This is a genomic window from Veillonellaceae bacterium, from assembly GCA_025992895.1.
In the GTDB taxonomy this organism is placed as follows: domain Bacteria; phylum Bacillota; class Negativicutes; order Veillonellales; family Dialisteraceae; genus Dialister.
The window spans coordinates 2,059,140-2,079,145 of record DAJPGA010000001.1; the positions used below are offsets into that span (position 1 = coordinate 2,059,140).

The window sequence follows — 20,006 nt, forward strand, 5'->3', positions numbered from 1 at the left end:
TATCATGGATTTCAAAGATTATAAAAACAAGCAATCTCTTGATGCTAATGTAAAAATCTTATTAAATGATTTTCAAAAATTATTTACGGAACTCTCTTCACGTGAATCCACATACAAGAAAGCAGCCTTATTGTATTATTGGTTACGTGATTATAAAAATTACATCAAAAATGAAGATACCTTCTCTCCAAAATATTATCCAGAATTTCAAAGAGGAAATATTGTAAATCTGAACTTAGGCTTTAATCTTGGCTCAGAATTGGGCGGTCTTCATTATGGAATTGTCCTTCAAAATAGCAATCGACGTAACCCAAATCTGGTAATAATCCCATTATCATCTTTGAAAAAATCTAAAGATCCATTAAGGCTACGACCGTCAGAAGTATATCTTGGAGAAGAACTATATTTTAAAGTTCAAACAAAATTTGAATCACTAAAAGTATCTATTCTATCGGAGACTAACCTTCTCAAAGAAGCTGTTGACCATATCAGCAGTGAAGAGGACAAGCAAAAATTCTTTTCTAAACTGGATGACTTAGGATTAAAAGCACAATTATTATTAAAAACCAAGAATAAGTTATCCGTCTTGAAGCATGGTAGCGTTGCAATCGTTAATCAAATAAGGACGGTAAGCAAAATGCGCATATTAGACCCCACGGACCAGTACGACATTCTGTATGGCCTAAAACTATCGAACGCCAGCTTAGACAGCATCGACAAAAAGATCATTGAATTATTCACAAACCAACCTTGACAGATCTTTCAAATTAAGATAACATGAGGGTACAAACACAGCGGACTTCCCGCACCTAAAGTTAGGACATCGTGGTGAAACTCCACACCTAAATCAGAAAGGCCTTGTATCCTTAGCGATGCAAGGCCTTTTATGTTGTCGATACGTAAAACATAAATAGAAAAATCCCCTGCCATACCGCGAAATATGACAGGGGGGATGCAGCCGGTATTACCAGTACCAGGCTACGGTTATAATCTACCATACAGGAGGCAATCCCAGAGGCCGATTACCTTTATATTATACCATGTCGGCCTCACATTGCCATAGAAGGGGGCTTTATTTTTATGCCAAAAGCAGATAAACAACCAGTAAAAGCCGTTATATATGCCCGCTATTCATCAGACCGGCAGCGGGAAGAATCCATTGAAGGACAGCTTCGTGTATGTGAAGACTACGCCCGCCGGAATAACATCACAATTCTTCATACCTATGCAGACCGCGCCATGACCGGGAGATCTGACCAGCGGCCGGAATTCCAGATGATGATTCGTGATGCGGCTACCATGGCCTTTGATATTGTCCTGGTATATAAACTAAATCGTTTCGCCCGGAACCGTTATGATAGTGCCAGGTATAAACACAAGCTCAAGCAATATGGCGTCCGTGTCGTTTCGGCTATGGAGAATATTACAGATGATCCATCAGGGATTTTGCTGGAATCTGTCATTGAAGGGTTGTCTGAGTACTACAGCGTAGAGTTGGCAGAGAACGTAACGCGCGGCATGACAGAAAATGCCCTGGAAGGGAAATGGCCCGGCGGCATTGTCCCCTTGGGTTATAAGCTGGATGAACATCACCATCTTATTATCGACAAAGCAAAGGCTGAGATTGTCCGAAAGATCTACCATCTGGCTTTGGAGGGCCATAATCAGAAATACATTATTGACGAACTGAACAGTCACCATTATACCAACTCTGCCGGCGGTCTTTTCTCCTACAATACCCTAAGGACCATTTTAAAGAATGAGCGCTATACCGGCGTTCTCGTATGGGGCAATGTGCGTAAAGAAAACGCTCTCCCTGTCATCATTGACAAAATGACCTTTGAAGCAGTCCAGAAGCATCTGCAGTTCCGGAAAAAGAATAAGATCCGGTCCTGCAATGAAGATTTCCATCTCACAGGCAAACTTTTCTGTGGGCAATGCGGCAGTAAAATGGTCGGTATTTCTGGAACATCCAAGGGCGGTTCCATCTACTACTATTACGCCTGTACCTCTCATCTGAAAAAGAAATGCCAGGCAAAAAGTATCCGCCGGGACATTCTGGAAAATCTTGTGTGTGAAGTTACCACGCGTATTCTTTCCAGTCCCGAGGCAATAAAAGCCATTGCCAAACAAGCCATAAAGATGCAGAAAGAGAAAAAGGAATCGCTGGAAATCCAATCCTTCAAAGCCCAGATAGCCGACATAAGCAAGAAACTCAAAAACTGCATCAAAGCGGTCGAGAACGGCCTTGTTTCTGATGTCATGATAAATCATATTAAGGACTACGAAAAACGGTTAGAAGGGCTAAAAGAAGAAGTTACACGGCTAAAATTGTTGGAAGGCACTACAGAGCTTACGGAGCAGCACATAGAATTCTTCTTCTGGTCCATCTCGCAAAAAATAAAAACTGCGGACCGATACAAGAGCATCTTACTCTCCTCTATCGTCCGCAGTGTAGTTATCCAGGATGGGTATATTGAAATTCAGTACAACTATAAAAACGAACTCCCCATCTTACAGAATCCTGTAAAGGTGGAGAGTTCGTACCTCAATCAAATGGTGACCCAGGAGGGATTCGAACCCACGACCCACCGCTTAGAAGGCGGTTGCTCTATCCAACTGAGCTACTGAGCCATATTGGTCGGGGCAGCCGGACTCGAACTGGCGACCCCCTGCTCCCAAAGCAGGTGCGCTACCAACTGCGCTATGCCCCGTAACACCTCAATAGTTTATTACATCTCGCGCTTTTCGTCAAGTGTTTTTCTTCTCTTTTTTACAGAAAGAAAAACAAGACTATACTTTCTTGTGACCGACGTCTTCTGCCTTCACCTTCCCAAGGTAAATGCAGCCGATGATCCAGGCCACATAATCATCGATCGGAACCGGGACTGTCCGCATGCCTTTAGGAATGAGGCGGGCAAGGCCTTTCGCAGGATGGTCTTTCCAGTACCACTGCTCTCCCATTTCCGTCGTGTACTTTTCATCGACAAGGATCGTGCGGAAAGAAAGCCCCATCTTTTCAAGGACAGCGTCCGCCCTCTTCTGGATTTCCTTATGATGCGTCCCGTTTCCCATAATGAAGGCGGAAACGGGGTGGCTTGAAAGAAGGTCTTCCGCTTCTTTCTCGAATTCCTTCGTGCGGATGACCTTCTTTTCTACAAGCGAGCCGTCTTCTTCAACGACTGCCATTCCTGTTTTTTCTGAACCGGGATCAGCGGCTAAAATCATCTTCCGTCATTCCTTTCGACGCGTACGTCAATGAGGAGCGGGCCCTGGCTGTAGATATCGCGGCGCGCCGTGACGTAAAGCGTGCAGTTTCCGTCATATTCCTTGACCTTCTGAATGACTTCCATCAGTTCCTGGCCTTCAAGAGCCCCTACATTGCCTGTAATCGGGTCAGGAAGGATACCCTGGCTCCTTGCATAGACATTGAGATCCTTCAGGAAGCGGAGAACCTGCAGTTCATAATTTCTGATGTTCTTATACTTGTCCAGATTGCCCTGATAAATCGTTTCGCCCTTATGGAAGACAATGATGCTGTCATGGATATCGAAATCAACGACAAGGCGCTCGCCTAAGATAAGGTTCTGCGCAGCGACGATGCGTACGAGTTTCTTTGTCTTGGAGCCTGCAATCTGGTCGACAGCCGCATCAAAGTCCTGACGGCTGACGCGGATGAGTTCTGCATTCTGGTCCTTCACGTTCATCTGCTGCTTGAGCATGGTATTGATATCATTCAAAACGCTGTCCAGCACCTTCTCTGTCTGTTCATGCGTCATGTTTTCATCGACAGTGACACTGGTCAGCACCTGGCCGGCGCGCAGGATGACCTGGCCCTCGCGGAGCGCATAAATATTATTGATCAGCTCCTGCTTTTCTTCAGTCAGCGTATTGATGTTTCCTGTCAGTTCATTCTTTGTCTTTTCAAGGTTCTTGATTTCAGCAGCAGACTTTTCAACGCCGGCCTGCGCCTGATCATACGCATCCTGCACGGTGGAAAGTTCATTTTCCATATAGACTCTCTGGCTTTCGACGCGGTCAAGTTCCTTGGACGTTTCTTCAGACTTTCTCGTCACGTCTTCGTACTCCTTGTTCCTTGCCTCGAGCTGGAGCTTGCCTGTTTCAAGTTCCTTGTTCTTCAGCTGGATTTCCTGATTGAGGTCCTTCATCTGCGCCTGTAGTTTGGACAGGCCGAAAAGAGCGACCCTGACATTTTCATTCACCACGGCCATGACGGCAATGGTTGAGAAGGAAATAATGGCACCGGAAATGATGGTCACGATGATCGAGGTATACTTCGGGCGCAGGCCGAAAAGAGTCATTCTCTTCTTGCCTACTTTAGAACCTATCCTGTCTCCGAGAAAAGCGATGAGCCCGCCCATGCTGATCAGGACAAGAACGATGGCGATGCCTATGAACATAGTGACCTCCTTACCTTATATAATCATCCGGTTTCCGGACACGGCGAAGTCCCGGAGGGCCGGGACTCATAACTCAAATGAAATTCAGCGGTCAACCCTCCATATGAGGTAGCACCCTGTAACGAAAGCAATCATATTCGGCAGCCAGACTGCGAGGAATGCAGGCATGAGATGGCCTTTACCGAGTGCTTCGAGGAATGTCATGATCGCATAGTAAAGGAAAATAATGACAACGGAAATACCGAATCCGACAGAAGAGGAAGATCTCTGCTTCTGTACGCCCAGCGGAGCGCCTACGATAGCGAAGACAAAGCTTGCCATCGGCAGGGAGAAGCGGCGGTAGATTTCCATCGTGATGCCTGTGGTGTCAGCATGAGCGGCAGCATAGGCTTTCTTCGTCAGAAGGAGTTCGCGGATCGTCATTTCATCAAGATCCTTGTTTTCCTTCGGAATATCTTCCGGAGACTGTGCATAAGGAATGGCCTGGCTCTGGAAGTGCATCATGCGGTCTACGCCGTCGCCGGTGAGATCATAGATGACGCCGTTCGTCATGTACCAGACACCGTCTTTCCAGACAGCGGTCGGTGCGTTTTCCACGCGGGTGACTTCTTCATTCTGGAATTCCTGGACAGTGATATTTTCCAGCTGCTTTGTCTGCGGATCATACTTTCTTGCATAAAGGAGGTGGACAATCTTTCCGCCCTGCACGTCGCGGATGACGACATGGTCAGTCACACCCGGATTGAGGTTCCTTCGGATTTCCACATTCAGTACGTACTGGTACTCACTGTTTGTCCATGGCACGACGTATTCATTGAATGCGACGGCGCAGAGGCTGATGACAAGGGCCAGAAGAAAGACCGGCGAAGCCAGGCGCAGGAAACTCTGGCCTGAAGAACGCATGACGATCAGTTCACTTGACCCGGACAGACGCGAGAAACACATAAGGGCGCCTAAAAGGACAGCCATCGGGAATGTATAGACGACAATTCTCGGGAGCGCCAGGATGAAAATCTTCAGCGCGGATTCCGAGGATGCGCCGTACTTTGTCACGTAGCTTGCAATTTTCAGAAGGGTATCTGCACCAAGGAAGATTGCTGTGAAAGCTGCTACGCCAAAGAGGAACGGAGCCAGGAATTCTTTTAATATGTATTTGTCCAATATTCTCATCGGAATTCCCCTCCTTCTATATCTTTCTTCATCATAAAGTGAAATTCTCTCCCAAATAGTTCTTCTTTGCTACCGGATCCACGGCAATTTCAGCAGCCGTTCCGTGCAGCAGAATGCGTCCTTCCGACAGGATGTAAGCATTGTCGACGATGCGCAGCATTTCGCGGACGTTATGGTCCGTGATGAGGATGCCGATTCCCTTCGTCTTCAGGTGGAGGACGACGCTCTGGATATCTTCGACAGCGAGCGGATCAACGCCTGCAAACGGTTCATCAAGAAGGATGAAGGCAGGATCCATCGTCAGGGAGCGCGCGATTTCCACGCGGCGTCTTTCGCCGCCTGAAAGTGCTCCGCCCTTTGTGTCGCGGACACGGCCGATATTGAATTCATCCAGAAGAGATTCCGCCTTGGCGGTTCTTTCTTCCGGCGTCAGGTCTTTTCTTGTTTCCAGAAGAGACATCAGGTTTTCCCAGACGGTCATCTTCGTGAAAACAGACTGTTCCTGCGGCAGGTAGCCGATGCCGAACTGGTGGCGCTTGTAAATCGGAAGGCCCACAAGCGATGTGTCCCCGACTGTCACGTCCCCTTCATCCGGCTGGATGATGCCGACGATCATGTAGAATGTCGTCGTCTTGCCGGCACCGTTAGGCCCTAAGAGCCCAACGATCGTCCCCTGTTCGACTTCCACATTGACATCATTCACGACAGTTTTTTCGCCGTAGCGTTTGATCAGATTATGTGTTTCTATCTTCATTGATTTCCCTTGGTTTCTACTTTGTTTCTATGGATGAACCTGCATACTCAGGGCGGCCTGCGATCGGTGTATTGGCAGTGACCGGACCGGATGGAGCGCTCTCCTGTCCGCTTCCGGAGCCTGCTGTATTATCGCTGCCCCCTGTATTTGTTATGACGATGGTGCTTCTGCCCTTCGATTCTACGACTTTGTCGTTATCCATGAGGATGAGTTCAGGTCCGTCGAAGCGGTTTCCGTTCTGCACGGCCCATGCATTGCCTTGGAGGACAAGTCGGCCGTCAGTGCCGTTCCTGCCGGTTCTGGTGTAGACAGCCTGGTCGCCGTAGCCTGTTGCATTATGGAGTGTGCTCGACAGATTGACGCCGCCGGTGGCAACGACTTTGATCTGCTTCAGGTTGCCTTCGATATGCGGAGCGGCAAGGCTTCCATCCGGAGATTCGAGATAGCCGTTCCCTTCGATCTTGGCAAATCCTGTATCGGAATTGTACATGACATCGTCGCCCTTGAGGGTCCTGTTTTCAGCGTCGTCATGATAATAGACGCTTCCGATGCCTCTTGCGGTCTTGTCATTATAAAGGAAGAGCTTGTCAGCCGTCAATGTTTCCTGATTTTTGGCATAATGAACGCCGCCTTCCAGGAAAGCGCTCCTGTCTTCGAAATGGTATTCGCCGTCTGCGGCTGTGATCGTTGCGCCTTCATTGGCGTGGATGACCACGCTTCCTTTGGCGGTGACGACCTTGGTCTTGCCGTCATATGTCAAGACGTCGGCTGTGATGTCATCGGCCATGGCGGTCGTGACAGATCCTAGTGCGATGGCCAGTACTGCCAGCGCTGCATAAAAAGTTTTCACTTTCACTTTGCGTCCTCCTTGTCTGCGAGCTTCGCATGTCCTTTGGCGGTTAACTGCTGCAGCACCCGGTCCCCCGTGAAGCTGTCACCTGTCAGTACGCGGTTGTCTTTTTCCGCTGTGAAGAATTGATCCGTGGAAAGGATCTGTGTTTTGCCATCATACGTCAGGTTCTTTGCGTAAAGGACGAGTCCGTCCTTTGATTTTCCCTTGACGTTTCCTTCTACGTAAACGGTCTGCGCCTTGCGGTCGATTTTGCCCGTATCCGCTGTCAGATCGATTTCATTGTCATCTTTCATGAAAGACCCGTCGACGCCTGTCATCTCGATGATGTTCTTATCCTGGCTCATCGTGACATGCTTGGCTTTGAAGCGCCATACAGGCTTGCCGTCCTTGTCTTCCTTCAGATCGATATTATCGAATTCCATGGCCGGATTACCGGAGCCGGCGGCAGCATTCATGCGTTTCGTGTCGCCGCGAAAGAGTGCATAGATGCCCACCGCAAGGAGCAGGATGACCACTATCGTGATATAGAGCTTGGCGTGTTTCTTCATTCCTTGCCTCCTTTGGTCTCGTTCCAGTTATCATAGATGCCGGATGCAAAACGCTTCTTTTCCTCTTCGCTGAGCCCCATGTACATCTTGATCTTACCCGGTCTTGTCCAGAAGAGATGCTGGAACCAGAGCCAGTCTGCCGGATGGGCTTTGATGAAATCTTCCATCATCGTGGCCATTTTCTGGGAGTTCCGGAGAAGATCTCCTTCTTCATCTCCCGTATTTTCATAATAGAATTTCTTTCCCACACAGATCGTGTGGCCCTTCCCGTTTTCATTTCTTACGATGAAAAGCGGAATGATCGGCGCCTTGAACTTTCTGGCAAAGACGGCCGGTCCCTGCGGGAAGGAAAAGACTTTGTTCATGAAAAGAACCGGTACGCCGACCTTGTTCCCGTCCTTATCGGAAAGGAAGCCAAGGATATGGTTCTTCTTCATCGAGCGCGCAGCGGCAATCATTTCGTAGCCGCCCGTGCCGGTCAGGTAAATGTGCTGACCTGCCATGGCTCGGTAATCGTTGATAATTCTCATCAGCGCATCATCAGCCTGCTTCTTGCCGATGGCCGACGTGTCATAGCCGTGAAGGGCAAGGCCTGCGCCAAGCCATTCCCAGTTTCCCATATGTGCGGTAAGGCCGACGATTCCCTTTTTCTCAGCATACGCTTCTTCCAGGTACTCGGGATGATCGATCTTCACGAAATCATCAATATGCGCTTTTTCTTTGCAGAGCCGCGGCATATACATCATTTCCATGGCGGACATACCGATATTTTCATAAACCTTCTGCAACAGCTTTTCGGCTTCAGGGCGCGAGACCTTAAGGCCGGTCATGATCTGCTCCAGACCCCGGTTTCTTTGTTTGGCTATGCGGTTCATAATGCAGGGGCCCAGAAAGCGCCCTATAGACAGGATCCGGTCATATGACATGCGGCAGAGCATATTGCTGATGCCTTTCAGGATCCTGTATCTTACATCGAATGACATGGCTTCTCTTCTTTCCGGAAATGATTCAAAATACAGCGGTCCCCTCAGTCATGTCTGAAGGAATCGACCGCTTCATCCCAGCGTCCCTGGGCTTTCAAAATATGTTCGACGAATTCGCGGGCTGCGCCTTCCTCGCCTTTGAAATGGGAAATGAAATCCGCAGCATCCCTGTTTTCGTCACAGGCATTTTCAGGACATCCCGAGACGCCGACCTTTTCAAGGAGAGGAAGATCATTCAGATCGTCTCCCATGTAAGCGGCTTCTTCCCAGGAAAGTCCGTATTCTTTCAGCAAGCCTTCCAGTGCTTCAATCTTGTTTTCAACGCCGGTCAGGACGAAGTCCGCATGGAGCTCCCTTGCGCGGGCGCCCACGATCTTCGAAGACCTTCCGGTGATGAAGCCTGTCTTGTAGCCCATCCTGTGGGCAAGGCTCAAGGCCAGACCGTCCTTGACGTTGAAGAACTTGTATGCTTCCCCGTCAGGCCCAAGGACCAGCGTCCCGTTTGTCAGCGTACCGTCGACGTCGAAAGCAAACAGTTTTATTTTATCCGCATTTTTCATCAGACGACCCCCTGTTTCATGAGGTCGGTGATATGCACCATGCCGGTCGCGCGTCCGTCCCCGTCAACGACAGGAAGAACAGTGATCGGATGGGGCTTGTGATTTTCCATGATATGAAGTGCTTCAGCAGCCAGACGTCCGGATGTGATGACAATCGGATCCTGTGTCATGACGTCCGAGAGATGGACTGTCAGGAAATCCGTGCCCCTTTCAAGGCCGCGTCTGACATCTCCGTCGGTCATAAGGCCGATCAGGCACCCTTCCGCATTGATGACGGAAACGGCGCCGAGACCCTTGGACGTCATGACGAAGAGCGCATCTTTGACCGATGCCTTTTCCTGCACGACAGGATTGTACTCTCCCTTGTGCATGACCATCTCGACTGTCATGAGAAGCTTCTTCCCAAGCGAGCCGCCCGGATGGAAAATGGCAAACTTGTCAGCCGTGAAATGGCGGTTTTCCATCAGGCATACAGCCAGCGCATCGCCAAGGGCAAGAGCAGCAGTCGTCGAGCTTGTCGGAGCAAGGCCCAGAGAGTCTGCTTCCTTTTCAACGCCTGCATCAAGGACAGCATCTGCATTCTTGGCAAGCGTGGAATTCGTCTTGCCGACGACGGCAATGAGTTTTGGCCCGATTCGTTTCAGGGACGGGAGAATATTCAATATCTCCATCGTTTCCCCGCTGTTTGAATAGGCAATGACGACATCTTCTGATGTGACCATGCCAAGGTCCCCGTGGATGCCTTCTGCCGGATGCAGGAAGAAGGCAGGCGTGCCGGTGCTTGCCATCGTGGCAGCTACCTTGCGGGCGATATGGCCCGATTTCCCCATGCCTGTCAAAACCACGCGCCCCTTGGACTCGTCGATCATACGGACTGCCTTTTCAAACTGACCGTCCAATTTATTGACTAAAGATTCTACTGCCGCCGCTTCATCCCGAAGGACCCGCGACGCCGTCTCTATTACTGACATACAGCCTCCCGTTTTCTTGATGACCCGGAACTTCTGACAGGGAATGATTCATCCACTCTGCCGAATCATATTTATTATACAATAATTTCACTTGAAATACTTAATGAATCCTATAGAAAATCATGCACAGATCCACGCTTCTTTTCTCCAAGGAACAGAAAAGCTGTGCGGGAGAATGACGCCCGCACAGAGTTTCTTTTGGGACCGTATCCCTTATTTTTCCGGAACGAGTTTCTCTTCCTTGTCATGTTTTACGATGTCATTGATCGCAATGAGGTCCTTCAGGAGGCCTTCAAGGGAGGACAGGTAAAGCATGTTGGAGGAATCAGAGAGACCTTCCGGCGGATTGTCATGGACTTCCATGAAGAAGCCGTCTACGCCGGATGCGGCAGCGGCTCTTGCCAGGTACGGAATGAATTCGCGCTGGCCGCTGGTGGATCCGCCCATGCCGCCAGGAAGCTGTACGCTGTGGGTGGCATCGAAAATGACCGGATAGCCGAAGCTTCTCATGATCGGGAAGGAACGCATGTCGACGACAAGGTTGTGGTAGCCGAAGGAGGCACCGCGTTCGGTGACAGCAAGGTTCGGGTTGCCTGCTTCTTCCATTTTTTCAATGACATTCTTCATGTCTTCCGGTGCCATGAACTGGCCCTTCTTCACGTTGACCGGCACGCCTGTCTTGGCTGCGCCGTAAACAAGGTCTGTCTGGCGGCAGAGGAATGCCGGGATCTGGATCATGTCCAGGACCTTGGACGCTTTCTCAAGCTGGGTGACGTCATGGACGTCGGAGAGAACCGGCACCTGCAGTTCCTTCTTGATAGATGCGAGGATTTCAAGTCCCTTGTCGAGACCCGGTCCGCGGAAGGAATTGAAGGAGGAACGGTTTGCCTTGTCATAAGAGGCTTTGAAAATGTACTGGACGCCGAGGCGTTCACAGATCTTCTTGATTTCACGGCCGATCATCAGTGTGCGGTCATATCCTTCAATGACGCAGGGACCTGCGATCAGGAAAAGCTTGCTTCCGTCAATGGTCAGATTTCCTACTTGAATGGTTTTCATTGGTGGCTCCTTTCGAATAAGCGGTTTGCTTTCTTTAAGTCTTCTTCTGTATCAATGCCGATGTCTTCGGAATCGATACGGATGACTCCGATTTTGTAACCCATTTCCAGCGCGCGGAGCTGTTCTAAGGATTCTGTCTTTTCCAGAGGCGTCTGCTTCATCCCTGCATAAGCAAGAAGGAAATCCCTCCGGTACGCATAAATCCCGACATGCTTCAAAGGCGGCACGGAAAATTCATTTCTCGGATACGGGATGAGGGAGCGTGAGAAATAGAGCGCTTCCCCTTTCTGATTCACGACGACCTTCACGGCGGAAGGATCATCATACTCATCTTCCTTGAGAGGAGCAGCAGCCGTCGTCATGTCAAGGTCATCTCTTTCAGCGAGCATCTTGGCAAGGCTGTCAATAACATCAGGATCGATGAAGGGTTCATCTCCCTGCACATTGACGACGATATCGTAATCAGGAAGCGAAGCAGCGACTTCTGCCAGGCGGTCAGTTCCGGTCGGATGATCCGGAGATGTCATCATGACGCGCCCGCCGAAGCCCTTCACTTCACTTTCTATTTTTTCATTATCCGTCGCAACGATAACGATGTCTGGCAGTTTTGCCAGGACGGCTCTTTCATACACACGGTGCACGAGCGTCTCTCCGGCAATCATGCGGAGCGGCTTGCCCGGAAGACGGGTAGAGGCGTACCGGGACGGAATAATGCATGCGATTTTCATAGTAGTTCCTCCCACTGTTCTTCCAATATTTCTTCTTGATGGCCTTTGATGGTCATCTCTATTTCAAGCACATAGAAAGGCATTTTCGAATTCCTGACGCTTTCAAGGTTCATGAGCTTCACGGCATCTTTTTCCGTGACAGCGATGAGATCCGCGCCGGACTTTTCTGCCTCTTTGGTGGCTTTTCTTACATCTTCATCCGTGTAGGCGTGGTGATCGGGAAATGACATGTCACCCGTTTTTACAAGGCCGGCTTCAGAGGCAGTCTCCGCAAAGGAGGCCGGGTTTCCTATGCCGGAAACAAGGAATGCTTTCTTTCCGGAAACGGCAGAGAGCTCTCCTTCATGGATGCGCTTTCTCCACGTTTCATACGGCACGATTTTGGACGGGCTGTGCGCCGCCTCAAGGATGGGAGTGGTCCTGCCGTAATGGCGGAGCACTCTTTTGATTTTCAGTTTTTCTTCATCGCCTGCCTTGTCGCTCTTCGTCAGAAGGAAAAGCGATGCCCTTCCCAGCGCTGTCAAAGGTTCCCGGAGGAGGCCTCTTGGAAGCGCATGGAAGTAGCCGAATGGATTCATGCAATCGATAAGGACGATGTCGCGGTCGCGGTCAAGGCCCCAGTACTGGAAGCCGTCGTCAAGAAGAAGGACGTCGGCGCCAAGGGCCACAGCCTTTTTCGCGGACACCTTCCTGTCTTTTCCGACAAGGACGGGAACCGTCGGAAGGCGGAGTGCCATCATGTACGGCTCATCCCCTGCTTCCTTCTGGCTGACGAGAATGGACTTTCCGTCAGATACGACGCCGCCCTTTTTCTCAAGCCCGCTCTTGTAGCCGCGGCTGATGATGGCAGGCTTCTTTCCTTCCTTGAGAAGGAGCTCGGCAATCATCAGAATGCAGGGCGTCTTTCCCGTACCGCCGGCCGTAACATTGCCGACACTGATGACGGGGATCCCTGCCTCGGCCGCATTGGCCGTTTCTCTGGCGCGCCTTTTCCTGACGCCCCTTAAGTACAGCTTTTCAAGAAGTGAAAGAAAGCCGGCAAATGCCGCATCAAATCCCTTCGGATTTCTTTCTTTCATGAGATTCGTTACATAGGTCTCAAGACTCATGCCGTCCTCCCAGCTTAACGCCGGATGATTCAATCAGTTCAGCGAAGGCTTTGATATTCCTGTCCGTCGCTCCCTGGTTTTCGCTGACGACTTCAAGAGCCGCCTCGCCCATTTTCTTGATTGTTTCAGGATGATCAAGGAGATCAAACATGATCTTCTCAAATTCAGCCTCATTATGCGCCATCAGGCACACGCCGCGGCTGGAGAGAAGCTCGAAGATTTCCTGGAAATTGAACATGTTCGGTCCGACGACGACGGGCTTGCCGTGCGCTGCCGGTTCAAGGATATTGTGGCCGCCGACCTTGACGAAGCTTCCGCCGACGAAAACGACGTCAGCCAGGCTGTAGAGGCGTCCGAGTTCCCCGATCGTATCGAGGATCACGATCTGCGGGCTTGTGCCGTCGTCCTCATCCGTTCCCATCTTGGAACGGCGAAGGACCGTATAGCCCTGATGCTTGATCATGAAACGGACGGAAGGCGCCCTTGTGATTTCACGGACAGCAAGGAGGAGCCTTGCATCCGGGTACTTCTTCAAAATCTTTCCAAAGAGCTTGACGACGATTTCTTCCTCGCCACCATGCGTGCTGCCGGCAACGATGATCGGTCCCTTTCCGTCGAAGCGGAATTCCTTGCGGAGCGCTGCTCTTTCTTCTTCGGAGACCGTCGCATACGTCTGGTCATACTTCGTATTTCCTGTAATCGTCACGCGTTCAGGAATGGCGCCCATGGAAATGATGCGCTCCCTGTCGATGGCAGACTGCATGCAGAAACGCTGGATCTGGAAAAGCATCCTTGTCGTGAAGCGTTTAATCAGTGCATATTTTCCCATCGAGCGTCCGCTGATGCGGCCGTTCATCATCATGACCGGGATTTTCTTTCTCCACGCCAGGCGGAGGAAATTCGGCCAGAGTTCTGTCTCGATGAGGATGATGGCCTTGGGATCGACGATATTGACGATGCGTTCAGTAATGACCGGAAGGTCGAAGGGGAAGAAGATATGCCCGTCCGCCTCAGGAATGATCCTGCGGGCCATACGGTGGCCTGTTGCCGTGACGACGGAGACGACGACCATCTCATCGGGATATTTCTTCTTCAGTTCCCGGACGATCGGGCTGGCTGCGACCACTTCGCCCACGGATGCGGCATGCACCCAGATGGCGTTATGGTACGCGATCCGCTGGAGGGTCGGGGTCGGCATGATGCCGGCACTCTGCTTCAGGCGGTCATAGAACCCCTCTTCAAAGACGAGGCGGTAAATCAGGATCGGAATCTGCAGAATCCAGTAAGCCACAAGGCATATGTTGTAAAACCAGTACAATTATTCTTCTCCTTCGCTTTCAGCTTCTTTTTCAATCTGCTCGGCTTCCGCCACTTTCGCAGACATGGTATACAGTTCATAATACAGCCCGCCCTTGGCCATCAGTTCATCATGCGTGCCCTTTTCGGCGATGACACCGTCATGGAGAACCAGGATCTGGTCCGCATTCTTGATGGTGGAGAGCCTGTGCGCGATAACGAAGGATGTTCTTCCTACCATCAGTTTATCGAGCGCATCCTGCACGATCTTCTCGCTTTCTGTATCGAGAGCGGATGTCGCTTCATCGAGGATGAGGATCTTCGGGTCTTTCAGGATGGCGCGCGCAATGGCGATTCGCTGGCGCTGGCCGCCGGAGAGGACGAGGCCTCTGTCGCCGACCTTCGTTTCGATGCCGCGCGGCAGTCCTTTGATGAATTTCTCAGCATTAGCAGCTCTGACCGCAGCCCATACGTCTTCATCCGATGCATCGAGGCGTCCGTAGAGGACGTTGTCCTTGATCGTCGTATTGAAAAGAAGCGTATCCTGCGGCACAAGGCCGATATTGTCGCGAAGGGAACCGACGGTCACATCACGGATATCGACGCCGTCGATCAGGATGGCGCCGCCTGTTACGTCGTAGAAACGGGGAAGAAGGTTTGCAATCGTCGTCTTGCCGGCGCCCGAGGGGCCTACGACAGCAATTGTCTGTCCTGGTTCAGCGACGAAATTAAGATCCGTCAGAACCGGATTGTCTTTCTCATAAGCAAACTGCACGTGGCGTGCTTCGACGCGGCCTTCGGTCACGACGAGCGGCTTTGCGCCAGGGCGGTCCTGCACTTCCGGCTTTTCGTCAAGGATGGCAAAGACACGGTCAGCAGCTGCCAGGGATTTCTGGATGTTGCCGAAGCTTTCTGCCAGTCTTCTTGTCGGGTTGGCCAGATTGATGGCATAAATCAGGAATGCAATCAGTTCGCCGGTGGTCATGACGCCGTCGATGACGGAGACGCCGCCGTACCAGATGATGGCGCAGACTGCAATCGCAGAAAGGAATTCAACGAGCGGTGTCATCTGGCTCTGCTGGCGGATTGCACGGACAGTCGCCTTGAAGCTGCTCTTGTTGATTTCGCGGAAACGGCCTTCTTCAAAGTCGCCGCGGTTGAAGCTTCTTACGATACGTACGCCCTGGATTGTTTCCTGCAGCATGCTCGTCACGTCAGCCAGTCTTTCCTGTACGGAACGGCCGCTCGTGTGGAGCTTGGAGCCGAAGAACTTGATGGTGAGGGATACGAGCGGAACGATGACAAGGCAGAGGATCGTCAGTTTCCACTGGAGGTAAATCATGGAGGCAAAGGACCCGATGAAGATGGCACCTTCCTGCACCATCTGGATGAAGTTATCGACGATGGCTGTCTGGAGAGCGGAAATATCATTCGTCAGATTACTCATGATATCGCCCGTCCTTCTGCGGTCGTAGTAAGCGATCGACAGCTTCTGCAGGTGATGGTACAGAGCGTTTCTGAGGTCCATGATGACGGCCTGCCCGATATACCCCATGAGGTAGCGGTGGCCGAATGTCGTCAGGGCGCGGATGAAGAATGTGCCCATGATGGCGACGATAATGATGTAAAGCATCCGGAGGTCCTTGCTTTCGAGCACCTTATCGATGACATCCTTGATGATCCACGGGACCACAAGGTTCGACAGGGATACTATGATCATGAAGACCACGGATACGAGAAGCAGCTTCCAGTAAGGCCAGAGATAAGTCAGAAGCCTCTTGTAGCTGTTCAGTTTGCTTTTCTTGGTATTATTCATGTAATTTCCTGATCTCCTGCTGTTTTTAATACGAGACTGGCCACGTTCCTGACGGCGCCGCCATTGCCGAGCGCTTTCCTTACATCGCGCAGCTCTTCTACATTCGCTTCCCTGGCCGCGGGATTCAGGAGCCACGGAAGGACCAGGGAGGAAATATGATCCGGCGTCACCTCATCCTGCAGAAGCTCGGGCGTCACTTCCCGCTGCAGGAGAAGATTCGGAAGGCCCGCATACTTCACATGGACCAGGTGCTTGGCCAGGAACCAGGTAAATGGAGCGAGGCGGTATACAAGAACCGTCGGAAGCTCCATCAGGGCTGTCTCAAGCGTTGCCGTCCCGGAGGAAGCAATGCATGCATCGCACATGCCCATGAGGTCATAGCGCGCGCCTTCAGTGATTTCAATGTCAATTCCGGGATTATGCCCGATGATCGAATGAAGAAGGCTTAAGGAAATCGTGCTTGCGCGGGGAATGAAGAACTGGCTCGGCGCCTTCTTATTGATTTCCCTTGCCGCATCAAGCATCGTGGAGAGAAGTCCCCTGACCTCGTTGCCGCGGCTTCCCGGCATAAGAAGGATGTGCTTCTTGTCAGGATCGGCGCGGAAATACTCCAGCGCTTTTTCCCTTGGCATCGTCGGCTTCACTGTATCCGCCAAAGGATGGCCTACGAAGGTGACATTCGCGCCGGCTTCCTTGTATGCTTTGGCTTCGAACGGGAAAATGGATGCGACAGCTGCCACATCGCGGACGATTTTCTTCGCCCTTCCCTTGTTCCATGCCCAGATTGTCGGAGCAATATAGTAAATGACAGGGATCCCGAGCTCCTTGGCCACATGGGCCAGGCGCATATTGAATCCCGGATAATCGATGCAGACAAGCGCATCCGGCTTCTCATCGATCATGGCCTGCTTCAATGTGTCGCGCAGGCGGAAAAAGAAGGGAATGTGCTTGATGACTTCCACCACGCCGATGATTCCCAGATTGTTAATGTCATAAATGATCCGTACGCCGCTCTTTTGCATATCGCTGCCGCCCATGCCGAAAAGTTCAATATCCGGCCTGAGTTTCTTGAGCTCGGCCGCAAGAGCGCCGCCGTGCAGATCGCCGGAAGCTTCCCCGGCTGACATCATGATTTTCATAAGCTGTCCTGTTCTGCCGCAAGAATGACGATGCCTTTGTTATTGGCTTCCTTGAGCACTTCATCCTTCTCGGCGAATAGCGTGTGATACGCTTCGATGGCTAGTACTGCGCAGCCGCTCTCCTCCATCGAACGGAGCGTCTGAAGACCGATGGCCGGCATATCGAAACGGGTATCCTGATTCGGTTTGGCCGTCTTGACGACGACAGCACCGCCCCTGGCAAGCGCCCCGCCTCTCTTGATGCAGGCATCGGTTCCCTCGATGGCCTCGACAGCCATGACGGCGCAGTTCTTGACGACGACCGTCTGTCCCAGATCCATGGCGCCGATAGCCTTGGCTGCCTTGAATCCGAAAGCGACGTCCGCCATCTGCTCTTCCGTCGGTTTCTTCTTTGTGAAAACCTGCGGGCCGGGCATTAAGGGCTTCAGATACTTTGTCTGGTCAAGAACGGAAATCCCGTCCTTGGCAAGCTCTTCCACGATGGCCAGCGTGATCGTATCGTCCTTGAAATTGGCCTTTCTTAAACGGTTCAGCACCTTGATGGCGCGAAGATCGGGAAGGACATGATCCTTGTAGAGCCATTCCTTCGTCACTTTGCCGATCATGGTGACTTCCTTGACATTTTCTTTCACAAGCGTCTTGATGATTTTATTCAGTTTGAAGGCGCTGATGTCGTAATAGACATTGGCAATTTCCTTCAGCCGCGGATCTATCCCGGGGATGACCGCGACGCAAACGACTTCATAGCCCTGCGAACGGACAGCTTCTGCGAACTCGACGGGAAGTGTTCCGACGCCGGCCAAGAGACCGATCTTTTCCATAATATCCTCCGGTAAATTACAGTTCTTTTTATTCTACCATTTTTTGCAATTTTTAGCATTAAACGCGTTGAGATTTCCGGAAAGATTCCGAAAAAGCCGTACGATAGATTATACCATTTTTAAAAAGAAAATGCCGGCATCAATTCCAACAAAAAAGACTGCGGAGAAATGATCATGCATTTCTCGCAGTCTCTTTCAAAAATCAATCTTCATCATGCTTTGGAACGAGGTCTTCCTTGCGGAGGATGCCTTCCTTCCTGCGTTCTGCAAATTCAGCCGTAGCGGTGAATAGAACGTCGGAAGAACTGTTGAGTGCTGTTTCGCAGGCATCTTCCAGTACGGAAATGATGAAGCCTACGCCGACGACCTGCATCGAGATATCATTGCCAATACCAAACGATGCACAGGCAACCGGAATCAGAAGGAGCGAGCCCCCTGCTACGCCGGATGTACCGCATGCGCCGATTGTGGAGACAATGCAGAGCAGGAACGCAGTCGGAAGGTCGATGGCAATTCCCAGTGTGTGGGCAGCTGCCAGGGACAGGACGGAAATCGTGATGGATGCGCCTGCCATGTTGATGGTAGCGCCGAGCGGAATGGAAATCGTGAAAAGATCCGGGTTGAGGCCGAGACGGCGGCACAGGGACAGGTTGACCGGAATGTTGGCCGCAGAGGATCTTGTGAAGAAGGCATACACGCCGCTTTCACGAAGTGTGGAAAGAACGAGCGGATACGGATTCATATGAATACGGGAGAAAACAATAGCCGGGTTCATGACAAGAGCAACAAGGAAGTAAGAAGCAACCAGTACGGCAAGGAGCTGTACATAGCCAAGGAGAGCTCCGATGCCGGCAGTTCCTACGGAATCAGCAACAAGGCCCATGATGCCGAAGGGAGCGCAGTGGATGACCCAGGTGACCACTTTCGTAATCGCTTCGGAAATATCATTGAGGCATGTCTTTGTCGTGCCGCTTGCGCAGCTCTTCATTGCGATGCCGAAGATGATGGCCCATGCCAGAATCCCGATGTAGTTCGCATTCATGAGGGCAGCGACCGGGTTATCGACGACAGAAAGGATCAGGTTGTGAAGGACCTGGACAATGCCGCTTGGCGGAGCCAGCTTTGTTTCAGGAGCCACCTGCAGAACCAGAGAAGTCGGGAAAAGGAAGGACATCCCGACACCAACAAGAGAAGCACAGAATGTGCTGACTGCGTAAAGAGCGATGATCGGCTTCATGCTGCCTTCTGCATTTTCCTTGCGCTGAGCCATGGCGTTCATGACAAGGAAGAAAACGAGGACAGGCGCGATGCCCTTTAACGCTTTGACGAAGAGATCGCCCAAAATGGATACGGCCGGAATGGCTCCCGGCGCAAAGATGGCGATGAGAACGCCAATGATAAGACCGACGGCGATCTGCTTGATGAGTGCCACTCTTGAAAGAGTGCTCTGAATTCTGCTAAACAATTGTAATTCCTCCCATTTGATAAAAAAGTAATAAATGATTTCCTTTTACTCATTTATTTTCATTAGTATACACTCAGTGCATGCAATGATGCAAGCTTTTTATACTAAAATGCAAATTCGGAAACACTTAAACACCTTTCTATCTGTTTCAGGCTCTCTCATCTTCTCAGTTGACAAATAATCCCAGTATCTGCCGTCAGCATCCCCTTCCTTTCCCATGCTCCCTTTTGTATCAAGAAGCGTACATTTATTGCTAAAACAAGGAGTCATTTTTGCAATAAAAAAGACTGTGGCAAAATGCTTGTACATTTTG

The 20,006-nt window shown here is 50.9% G+C and carries 19 protein-coding genes and 2 tRNA genes; 1 reads left to right on the forward strand and 20 read right to left on the reverse strand.

Annotation, left to right across the window (positions count from 1 at the left end):
* The first annotated feature begins 4 nt into the window (after positions 1 to 4).
* Positions 5 to 754, forward strand: coding sequence for a type II toxin-antitoxin system PemK/MazF family toxin (locus OIM03_09240; GenBank protein ID HJI74434.1), 750 nt, complete (start codon positions 5 to 7; stop codon positions 752 to 754).
* A gap of 998 nt (positions 755 to 1,752) precedes the next feature.
* Here the strand turns inward: OIM03_09240 and OIM03_09245 are convergent.
* The 20 genes from OIM03_09245 to sstT all read right to left on the reverse strand — a co-directional run bounded on the left by OIM03_09245 (position 1,753) and on the right by sstT (position 19,693).
* Positions 1,753 to 2,274 carry a hypothetical protein gene (locus OIM03_09245; protein ID HJI74435.1) on the reverse strand — a complete coding sequence of 174 codons (522 nt, stop codon included), beginning with the start codon at positions 2,272 to 2,274 and terminating at the stop codon, positions 1,753 to 1,755.
* Positions 2,275 to 2,557: 283 nt separating this feature from the next.
* A tRNA-Arg gene (locus OIM03_09250) sits at positions 2,558 to 2,634 on the reverse strand.
* A 4-nt stretch (positions 2,635 to 2,638) separates the two neighbouring features.
* Positions 2,639 to 2,714, reverse strand: a tRNA-Pro gene (locus OIM03_09255).
* Between the two features lie 79 nt (positions 2,715 to 2,793).
* The gene (locus tag OIM03_09260) at positions 2,794 to 3,189 is read right to left on the reverse strand and encodes a ribonuclease H (GenBank protein ID HJI74436.1); all 396 of its coding nucleotides are present in this window, start codon (positions 3,187 to 3,189) and stop codon (positions 2,794 to 2,796) included.
* Positions 3,190 to 3,224: 35 nt separating this feature from the next.
* A complete protein-coding gene (locus OIM03_09265) occupies positions 3,225 to 4,421 on the reverse strand; it encodes a DUF3084 domain-containing protein (protein HJI74437.1) in 1,197 nt (398 codons plus the stop codon).
* 84 nt (positions 4,422 to 4,505) lie between these two features.
* Positions 4,506 to 5,591, reverse strand: a complete 1,086-nt coding sequence (locus OIM03_09270; GenBank protein HJI74438.1) for an LptF/LptG family permease — start codon at positions 5,589 to 5,591, stop codon at positions 4,506 to 4,508.
* A 31-nt stretch (positions 5,592 to 5,622) separates the two neighbouring features.
* On the reverse strand, positions 5,623 to 6,345 hold the full coding sequence (gene lptB / locus OIM03_09275; protein HJI74439.1) for an LPS export ABC transporter ATP-binding protein: 723 nt from the start codon (positions 6,343 to 6,345) through the stop codon (positions 5,623 to 5,625).
* A 16-nt stretch (positions 6,346 to 6,361) separates the two neighbouring features.
* The gene (locus tag OIM03_09280) at positions 6,362 to 7,201 is read right to left on the reverse strand and encodes an organic solvent tolerance protein OstA (protein ID HJI74440.1); all 840 of its coding nucleotides are present in this window, start codon (positions 7,199 to 7,201) and stop codon (positions 6,362 to 6,364) included.
* Positions 7,198 to 7,746, reverse strand: a complete 549-nt coding sequence (gene lptC, locus OIM03_09285; protein ID HJI74441.1) for an LPS export ABC transporter periplasmic protein LptC — start codon at positions 7,744 to 7,746, stop codon at positions 7,198 to 7,200. Before lptC ends, OIM03_09280 begins: the two co-directional genes overlap by 4 nt.
* Positions 7,743 to 8,729 (reverse strand): lysophospholipid acyltransferase family protein, encoded by a 987-nt coding sequence (locus OIM03_09290; protein HJI74442.1) that lies wholly within the window; start codon positions 8,727 to 8,729, stop codon positions 7,743 to 7,745. The genes lptC and OIM03_09290 overlap by 4 nt, the downstream gene beginning before the upstream one ends.
* A gap of 44 nt (positions 8,730 to 8,773) precedes the next feature.
* Positions 8,774 to 9,289, reverse strand: a complete 516-nt coding sequence (locus tag OIM03_09295) for an HAD-IIIA family hydrolase (protein HJI74443.1) — start codon at positions 9,287 to 9,289, stop codon at positions 8,774 to 8,776.
* Positions 9,289 to 10,260, reverse strand: a complete 972-nt coding sequence (locus OIM03_09300; GenBank protein ID HJI74444.1) for a KpsF/GutQ family sugar-phosphate isomerase — start codon at positions 10,258 to 10,260, stop codon at positions 9,289 to 9,291. Before OIM03_09300 ends, OIM03_09295 begins: the two co-directional genes overlap by 1 nt.
* 213 nt (positions 10,261 to 10,473) lie before the next feature.
* Positions 10,474 to 11,319 carry a 3-deoxy-8-phosphooctulonate synthase gene (gene kdsA, locus OIM03_09305; GenBank protein HJI74445.1) on the reverse strand — a complete coding sequence of 282 codons (846 nt, stop codon included), beginning with the start codon at positions 11,317 to 11,319 and terminating at the stop codon, positions 10,474 to 10,476.
* Positions 11,316 to 12,047: a 3-deoxy-manno-octulosonate cytidylyltransferase gene (gene kdsB, locus OIM03_09310; protein ID HJI74446.1), complete on the reverse strand. Its 732-nt coding sequence runs from the start codon at positions 12,045 to 12,047 to the stop codon at positions 11,316 to 11,318. The genes kdsA and kdsB overlap by 4 nt, the downstream gene beginning before the upstream one ends.
* A complete protein-coding gene (gene lpxK / locus OIM03_09315) occupies positions 12,044 to 13,156 on the reverse strand; it encodes a tetraacyldisaccharide 4'-kinase (protein HJI74447.1) in 1,113 nt (370 codons plus the stop codon). Before lpxK ends, kdsB begins: the two co-directional genes overlap by 4 nt.
* A complete protein-coding gene (locus tag OIM03_09320) occupies positions 13,146 to 14,474 on the reverse strand; it encodes a 3-deoxy-D-manno-octulosonic acid transferase (GenBank protein ID HJI74448.1) in 1,329 nt (442 codons plus the stop codon). Before OIM03_09320 ends, lpxK begins: the two co-directional genes overlap by 11 nt.
* Complete coding sequence (locus tag OIM03_09325; GenBank protein HJI74449.1) at positions 14,475 to 16,268, reverse strand: ABC transporter ATP-binding protein/permease; 1,794 nt, start codon at positions 16,266 to 16,268, stop codon at positions 14,475 to 14,477.
* Positions 16,265 to 17,407: a lipid-A-disaccharide synthase gene (lpxB, locus tag OIM03_09330; GenBank protein HJI74450.1), complete on the reverse strand. Its 1,143-nt coding sequence runs from the start codon at positions 17,405 to 17,407 to the stop codon at positions 16,265 to 16,267. The genes OIM03_09325 and lpxB overlap by 4 nt, the downstream gene beginning before the upstream one ends.
* A complete protein-coding gene (gene lpxI / locus OIM03_09335; protein HJI74451.1) occupies positions 17,404 to 18,228 on the reverse strand; it encodes a UDP-2,3-diacylglucosamine diphosphatase LpxI in 825 nt (274 codons plus the stop codon). Before lpxI ends, lpxB begins: the two co-directional genes overlap by 4 nt.
* A gap of 202 nt (positions 18,229 to 18,430) precedes the next feature.
* The gene (gene sstT, locus OIM03_09340) at positions 18,431 to 19,693 is read right to left on the reverse strand and encodes a serine/threonine transporter SstT (protein HJI74452.1); all 1,263 of its coding nucleotides are present in this window, start codon (positions 19,691 to 19,693) and stop codon (positions 18,431 to 18,433) included.
* Positions 19,694 to 20,006 lie beyond the last annotated feature (313 nt).

Excerpts from the sequence above, each read along its gene's own strand:
- lpxB (HJI74450.1), bottom strand. The coding sequence starts at position 17,407 with ATGAAAATCATGATGTCAGCCGGGGAAGCTTCCGGCGATCTGCACGGC.
- OIM03_09265 (HJI74437.1), bottom strand. The coding sequence starts at position 4,421 with ATGTTCATAGGCATCGCCATCGTTCTTGTCCTGATCAGCATGGGCGGG.
- OIM03_09240 (HJI74434.1), top strand. The coding sequence starts at position 5 with ATGGATTTCAAAGATTATAAAAACAAGCAATCTCTTGATGCTAATGTA.
- lptC (HJI74441.1), bottom strand. The coding sequence starts at position 7,746 with ATGAAGAAACACGCCAAGCTCTATATCACGATAGTGGTCATCCTGCTC.
- OIM03_09270 (HJI74438.1), bottom strand. The coding sequence starts at position 5,591 with ATGAGAATATTGGACAAATACATATTAAAAGAATTCCTGGCTCCGTTC.
- OIM03_09325 (HJI74449.1), bottom strand. The coding sequence starts at position 16,268 with ATGAATAATACCAAGAAAAGCAAACTGAACAGCTACAAGAGGCTTCTG.
- OIM03_09295 (HJI74443.1), bottom strand. The coding sequence starts at position 9,289 with ATGAAAAATGCGGATAAAATAAAACTGTTTGCTTTCGACGTCGACGGT.
- OIM03_09260 (HJI74436.1), bottom strand. The coding sequence starts at position 3,189 with ATGGCAGTCGTTGAAGAAGACGGCTCGCTTGTAGAAAAGAAGGTCATC.
- OIM03_09300 (HJI74444.1), bottom strand. The coding sequence starts at position 10,260 with ATGTCAGTAATAGAGACGGCGTCGCGGGTCCTTCGGGATGAAGCGGCG.
- kdsA (HJI74445.1), bottom strand. The coding sequence starts at position 11,319 with ATGAAAACCATTCAAGTAGGAAATCTGACCATTGACGGAAGCAAGCTT.
- lptB (HJI74439.1), bottom strand. The coding sequence starts at position 6,345 with ATGAAGATAGAAACACATAATCTGATCAAACGCTACGGCGAAAAAACT.
- OIM03_09245 (HJI74435.1), bottom strand. The coding sequence starts at position 2,274 with ATGATTTATCATGACATCAGAAACAAGGCCGTTCTCGACCGCTTTGAT.
- OIM03_09290 (HJI74442.1), bottom strand. The coding sequence starts at position 8,729 with ATGTCATTCGATGTAAGATACAGGATCCTGAAAGGCATCAGCAATATG.
- lpxI (HJI74451.1), bottom strand. The coding sequence starts at position 18,228 with ATGGAAAAGATCGGTCTCTTGGCCGGCGTCGGAACACTTCCCGTCGAG.
- kdsB (HJI74446.1), bottom strand. The coding sequence starts at position 12,047 with ATGAAAATCGCATGCATTATTCCGTCCCGGTACGCCTCTACCCGTCTT.
- lpxK (HJI74447.1), bottom strand. The coding sequence starts at position 13,156 with ATGAGTCTTGAGACCTATGTAACGAATCTCATGAAAGAAAGAAATCCG.